The following is a 4460-nucleotide window of genomic DNA, read 5'->3' on the forward strand; positions in this document are numbered from 1 at the left end:
GGACCTGCTCGCCGGGGTGCCGGAGGGGTCGCTCTGGGACCGGCTGCAGTTCGTGCGCGAGGCCTTCTACCAGGAGGTGGTGGCGTCCGGGGCGGGCGAGCCCGTGGACGTGCCCCCCTTCCGGGTCGAGGAGATGCTGGCCGGCGGCGAGGCCACGCCCTACGAGATCACCGCGGCCGAGGTGATGATCGCGCGCTGGACCGGGGTCCCCGCCCGCATGGGGTACGGGTTCTACGGGGGTGAGAAGACCGACGCCGGCGGGACCCGCTGGCAGGTCCGCCCCAAGCACGGGGCGACCTGGCTGGAGGCGTACTTCGACGGGTACGGGTGGGTGCCGATCATCGGCAAGCCGCCGAAGGCGAAGCCCTCCACGGCCGACGAGGAGAAGCAGGACGACCCCGAGATCCGGCCGAGCGACGAGCTGGCCCTCGTCGTCTACGTCCCGATCAAGCTGCAGAGCATCCGGCTGCTCTACACGCTCGTCCGCTACTACGTGATGGTGACGCTGCCCGTGCTGGGCGCCCTGCTGCTCACCTTCTTCCTGTTCCCGTACCCGGTCCGGGTCTACCGGCGCTACAAGCGGCGGCGCTGGGCGGAGGCTCGCGGTCCGCTCGAGCGGATAGTCGTCAGCTACGCCGAGTTCCGCGACCTGTGCGAGGACCACAACGTCGGGGACACGGTCCGGACGCCTCTCGAGTTCCTGGAGGCGGTCGAGCCGGACGCGGAGCACACCGAGTTCGCCTGGCTGGTCACCCGCGCCCTCTGGGGCGACCTCCTCCGCGACCTGCGCATGGAGGACGCCGAGGCGGCTCAGGACATGTCCAGGTCGTTGATGCGCCGTGTCCGGGTCGCCCAGCCGGCGCTCTCCCGGGTCCTGGCGGTCGGCTCCCGTGCCTCCCTGCGCGCGCCGTACACGGACGACGTCCCCAACACCTGGCCGAGGTGGGCCGCGGCCGGGATGGTGCGGCGCGGGCTGCGCCGCCTCTTCGGGGTGGTCGGCGCGCCGCTTCGCCGGGTCCGTCGCCTCCTGCCGGCCGGGGCGGGCGCCGTCCTGCTCCTGCTGCTCATGGTGGGTTGCGGACGTCCGGACGGTCCGGTGGGCGTCTCCCGGCTCCCGGACCCTCTCGTGCCCGAGGACCTCCAGGGGTACGTCTTCGCCCGCGAGGAACAGGCGGAGTCGGCGTTCGAGAGAGCGGGCGCCGATTCGCTCGTCGAGCCCGACGGACGCGTCTACACGGTCCGGCGGGGGAGCGAGGTGCTCGGGTCGCTGCAGGCGGCGGTCTTCAAGCGGGAGCTGAGGCTGCGCGACGAGGACACCAGGAGGGAGGTCCTCGACTCCATCCGGAGCAGCATCGGCAGCGGCGGGTTCGATCGCAAGAGGGTCGGTGCGTTCACCATCGAGGAGATGGTCCTGCCCGAGCAGCGCATCCTGCTGTGGATGCCGCCGGACGCCGGGTACTACCAGCTGTTCATCGCTCGGCAGGGGTTCGAGGCGGCCGAGCGCGTCTTCACGGCGGTCCTCGCCTATCAGCGGGGGGACGTCCTGAGCGTGGAGGCCGAGGGTACCGGTCTTCCCGACCCGACCCGCGGCGTCCCCGAGTAGGAGGAGTGATGGGTATCCGAACACCGAGGCCGGCCGCGATCCTCATCGCCTTGCTGCTGGTAGCTACGGGCTGCGGCGGGCCGCCGAACCCCATCCAGGCGGGGGTGAAGGAGTTCCCGACCGACGTGTTGCTCGGCTCGACGGAGGGCTCCCCTGCGCCCTCCTCGGTCGCTCCAGCCCCGATAGAGGAGCCCGCGCCCATCCTCGTCCGGCCGTTGACCGACTTCCCGTCGGACGAGCCCCGGCCGGTCCCGACGCCGGCGCCCGCGTGCCCGGCCGCCGACCCGCTCTCGAGCCCGGCCAACGAGGCGTTCAGCGACCCGGCGGGCTCGCCGCCCACGACCGCGACGTACGCGTTCCGCAACGAGGGCCGGTACTCCGTCAAGGCCACCACCGAGACGGCAGGCGTGTACGCGGGCTCGGAACGCAGCGTGCGGGACGTGCGCCGGGACGGCATCGCGTACGAGTTCACCGTGAGCGACACGCTGGGCTCGGCTACGCGCTACCGGGTCGTGCCCCGCACCGGGTCGGCCGTCCCCCAGGCGGAGGACCCGGGCCTCTACATCGTGTCCATCTCGTCGCAGACACCGGAGAAGGTGGACACCTTCACACCCGTCCAGCCGATGAGGCTGGCCGGGTTCCCGCTGAGCAACGGCGACCGCGTCCAGTCGACCGGCGCCTCTCCCACCGGGAGCACGGTGATGAGGTTCGACTCCACGATCGGGCGGCTCCACCCGGACGAGCCGGGCAGACGCGACCCGAAGGGCCGCGTCGATGCCTGCGGGAGCCTGCTGGACATCTGGTGGATCGACGTCGCGGGGACGATCCGCGGGGCGAACAAGAACCTGACGTTCACGACGCTGTTCGCGTTCGGCCCCCAGTACGGCGGGCTCATGCTCGAGGAGAGATGGAAGGTGAGCGGCACCGACGCGGGAGCCACGGTCTCGAGCGAGCGGCGTTCGGTGATCAGCCGGGAGCCGGCGGTCCCCCGATGAAGAGGATCGGGCGCCTGGGGCTGGCGATGCTCGTGGCCGCTTCCGCGTGCACGCTGAACGAGCCGATCGACGACACGGCGCCCCGGACGCCCGATCCCGCGGCACGCCCAGGGGGGACGCTCCGGGTGGGGATCGGCCAGCCGAGGTCCATAGACCCCTCGCTCGTCACCCGGCGGGACCCGGCCGGCTGGCTCGTGGTCAGCGTGATGTGCGACACGGCGGTCGATATCGACCCGGTCACCGGCGAGCTGCGCCCCGCCCTGGCCCGCCGGTTCCAGTCGACCGAGCGCGGGACGCTCGTCACGGCGACCCTGCGGGAGGACGTCCGGCTGCACGACGGGTCCGACGTCGGTGCGCTCGACCTCAGCTACCCGATCTCTCGCGCGGCCCAGCCGCAGACCGTCTCGCCCTCCGCTGAGCTGCTCTCCGACGTGAACGGCTTCGAGCGGCTGCAGGAGAACGAGACCGAGGAGGAGACGCTCCTCGGCGTGCGGGCGGTGGGTCCGTTGGACCTCGAGATCGCGCTGCTGCGCAACCGAGGCGACTTCACGAGGGTCCTGACGCACCCGATCACCGCGGCCATGCCTCGCGAGACGCTGGTCGACGCGCGACGCGACGAGGCCGACGAGGAGTACGGGAAGCGACCGGTATGCGCGGGTCCCTACCGCCTGGCCGAGCCGTGGTCCCCCGGGGGAGCCGAGATCAGGCTGGTCCGCTTCGAGGGGTACCACGGAGCCAACGCGGCCTACACGCAGGGGGGCCGCGGCTACGCCGACGAGATCGTCTTCCGGATCTACCCCGACCAGAGGGCGCAGCTCGCGGCCTACGCGGCCGGTGAGATCGATATCGCCCACGTGCCGCCCGACGCGCGGACCGAGGCGCAGGCCCTCCCCGGCACGCTCGTCGACACGCCTACGCTGCGGCTCGACTACCTCGGGCTCCCAACCCCCGTCGAGCCCTACCGCAACCGCGGCGTCCGCGTGGCGCTCAGCATGGCCCTGGACCGCGAGCGGATCTCGCGGGAGGTCTACGGCGGAGGACGCCGTCCGGCATCCGCCATCCTGCCCCCCCCGCTCGGGGAGCAGCTGCACCGCCCGGACGCATGCGCGAGGACGGCTCCCGCGACCGGCGACGTGGAGCGGGCCCGGACGGTCCTTGCCTCCTCCGGTACGGACCTGCGCGGCCAGACCATCCGCCTCCACTTCAACGACGAGTTCGGACACCGCGAGCTCGCGCAGGCCGTGGCGGCTCAGTGGGCGGAGGCGTTCGGCGTGCAGGTGGAGCTGCAGCCGAGCGAGTGGGAGGCGTACCGCCAGCGGGGGCTGAGCCCCACAGGGTTCGACGGCCCGTTCCGCATGAGCATCTCGGTCGAGTACCCCAGCGCGCTCGACTACCTCGAGCCCCTGTTCTCGTCCTCCCGGAGCGGCGACACGAACCTGAGCCGATTCGGCAGCCGCAGCTTCGACCTCGCCCTCGAGGACGACGCCCGGCGCGCCGTGACGCCGGAGGACCAGGCTCTGCAGTTCCACCGGCTGGAGGACATCGTCTGCGGCGAGATGCCGGTCATCCCGCTGCTGTACGGGTCGACCCACTACCTGTTCGCGTCGGACCGGATCGGGTCGGCGATCGGGTCCTTCACGGCGGCGAGCACGGCGCTGCCCCTCCTGCGGGAGATATTCGTCCGTGGCTGAGCTGAGGCGGACGGCGGCGGCGGTCGTGCTCGTCTTGGCGACGGTCACGCTCACTGCCTCGGGCGTCGTCGCGTTCAGCGCGCTCAGCTGGTCGGCCCGGGTCGGACCGTACCTGCACCGGACCGCAGCCGCGGCCGCCGTGCTCCTGGTCGCGGGCACGGTCGCCTGGGG

3 protein-coding genes are annotated in these 4460 nt (G+C 72.4%); all 3 read left to right on the top strand.

The window, feature by feature from the left end; all coding sequences use genetic code 11:
* A partial coding sequence (locus tag VM840_00970; protein HVL80147.1) for a transglutaminase-like domain-containing protein occupies positions 1–1603 on the top strand: 1603 nt, incomplete at its 5' end.
* 8 nt (positions 1604–1611) lie between these two features.
* Complete coding sequence (locus VM840_00975; protein ID HVL80148.1) at positions 1612–2598, top strand: hypothetical protein; 987 nt, start codon at positions 1612–1614, stop codon at positions 2596–2598.
* Positions 2595–4289, top strand: coding sequence for an ABC transporter substrate-binding protein (locus VM840_00980; protein ID HVL80149.1), 1695 nt, complete (start codon positions 2595–2597; stop codon positions 4287–4289). The genes VM840_00975 and VM840_00980 overlap by 4 nt, the downstream gene beginning before the upstream one ends.
* Positions 4290–4460 lie beyond the last annotated feature (171 nt).

The sequence above is a fragment of the Actinomycetota bacterium genome, from assembly GCA_035540895.1.
Taxonomy (GTDB): domain Bacteria; phylum Actinomycetota; class JAICYB01; order JAICYB01; family JAICYB01; genus DATLFR01.

Excerpts from the sequence above, each read along its gene's own strand:
- VM840_00975 (HVL80148.1), top strand. The coding sequence starts at position 1,612 with ATGGGTATCCGAACACCGAGGCCGGCCGCGATCCTCATCGCCTTGCTG.
- VM840_00980 (HVL80149.1), top strand. The coding sequence starts at position 2,595 with ATGAAGAGGATCGGGCGCCTGGGGCTGGCGATGCTCGTGGCCGCTTCC.